1 protein-coding gene is annotated in these 1,633 nt (G+C 56.0%); it reads right to left on the reverse strand.

Going from position 1 to position 1,633, the window contains the following annotated elements:
• Positions 1–460: 460 nt before the first annotated feature.
• Positions 461–1,633, reverse strand: a 1,173-nt coding sequence (locus tag NUW23_16225; GenBank protein ID MCR4427693.1) for a hypothetical protein, incomplete at its 5' end; no start/stop codon positions are given.

Raw genomic sequence — 1,633 nt, forward strand, 5'->3', positions numbered from 1 at the left:
TCTTGGCGCGCTGGACGCTTTTACCCGGATGCAGAGGGTGCGTCTGATTATTGCCCTTCACCAACTGTGAAATCCACGCGTCCCAGTTCTCTCTTGCCAGCGATTACGACCGCACTGTAGTTGCCCGGTTCAACACCTTCGTCCCGCTCGATGCAATTCAGAAAAGGCCCGTTGCGAAAATCTTGTCGATGTCTTAACAGATTGGTCCTTTCTCGGCTCCAGAATACCTGCAGGTATACATCATCAACATTCGTTTCAAGGTGCCCGCAAATACATATGCGCGTATCATCAGGGTTTGGGTTATCATGGAAGACTATGGGTTCTCCCGCAACATCCCATCCTCGGCAGAGCTTCAAGTCTGATAACTCTATTGTGATCTCAGGCACAAAAAGAGGACAATTGCAGGAGAGTAACGCCAGTACTAGCATTGCAGTAACCAGAGAATATTTCACATGGGTCATCAATCCACTCTCCTTTGCCATTTCCACGGATACAGCTGCACCGTTCTCACAAACTGGGTATAGGATACACCCAAGCTCCCGGACACCTCAACTGCATTTGGAAAACAGTTCGCACCAGCAGATAGACCCGTTTTGAACATGTACGATTGCATGTCGGATCTGGGATCGTAAACAGGCACGAGCTCTCCGGTGTCTGAGTCTATGCCCATCTCCCGACTTACACCTGCTTCCAGGCCGAGTTCCGCGATTTCATCTGCCTGGAGCGCGAAGTCCAAGCCCACAGATGGCCCTCGCAGCATGTCATTTGATGAATAGCCCATGGGCAGCAAGAACCCTCCTGCCAAATCTGCGCCGAAAAGCTTAGGAGTTCCAACCTCACCGGCAATGCCAGTACTCCCTGTAAAGCTCAGCTCGCCTGAGCGCCAGTTGAAGACCCATGCCCCTTCCAGTGAGACCTCCGTTCCTACAAAGGTGTTCCACCCACTGCTGATACTGACATATTGCCCAATGCCGCTCGGGACGGTGTGCCACATCACTTGATCAACCAACTCCCCCACGTCCTGAGTCTCTTCCCAGAAGACCATCGGCTCAGCAGTGCGGATCAGAGTGTTCAATGGCTTGTCCCGCTGCCAGATGTAGGGATCATTCGGCTCTTCCTCGAAGAGCCAGTGCCCACTCGGATCCGTATACCGCAGCGGATTCCCCAACACATAGCTGTATCTGTTGAGCGCCTGCGGATTCCCCGGCTCGGGCACGATCGTATCCGCGCTGATGAAGCGGCCCAGCACGGGATCGTAGAAGCGGGCGTGGTAGTCCAGCAGGCCGAAGTCTTCGGACCGCTGCCCGGTGAACGTGAAGTCAGTTGGTAACGTGCCCTCGCTCCAGCGCACCTCGCCATACGGCAGGTAGCGCTGCTCGGCCACTACCCCGCCATCTGCGTCGGTGGTCAGACCGGTGGAGCCGAGATGGTCGGTGTGGATGTAGTATACCACACCCTCGCGGCGCATGGCAATTCGCTGCCCGCCAAAGGCGTAGTACTTGGTCACCTGGACGACGACGGTGCTCGCCTCGGCCCAGTCGCCAACGTTCCCTACGTTGTCCGTGGCCCGCGCACGGAAGGTGTAGAGGCGCCCAACCTCGCCAGAGTACACGGCCTCGGTATCCTCGGTGAG

This window comes from Bacillota bacterium (assembly GCA_024655925.1).
Classification (GTDB): Bacteria; Bacillota; DTU025; order DTU025; family JANLFS01; genus JANLFS01.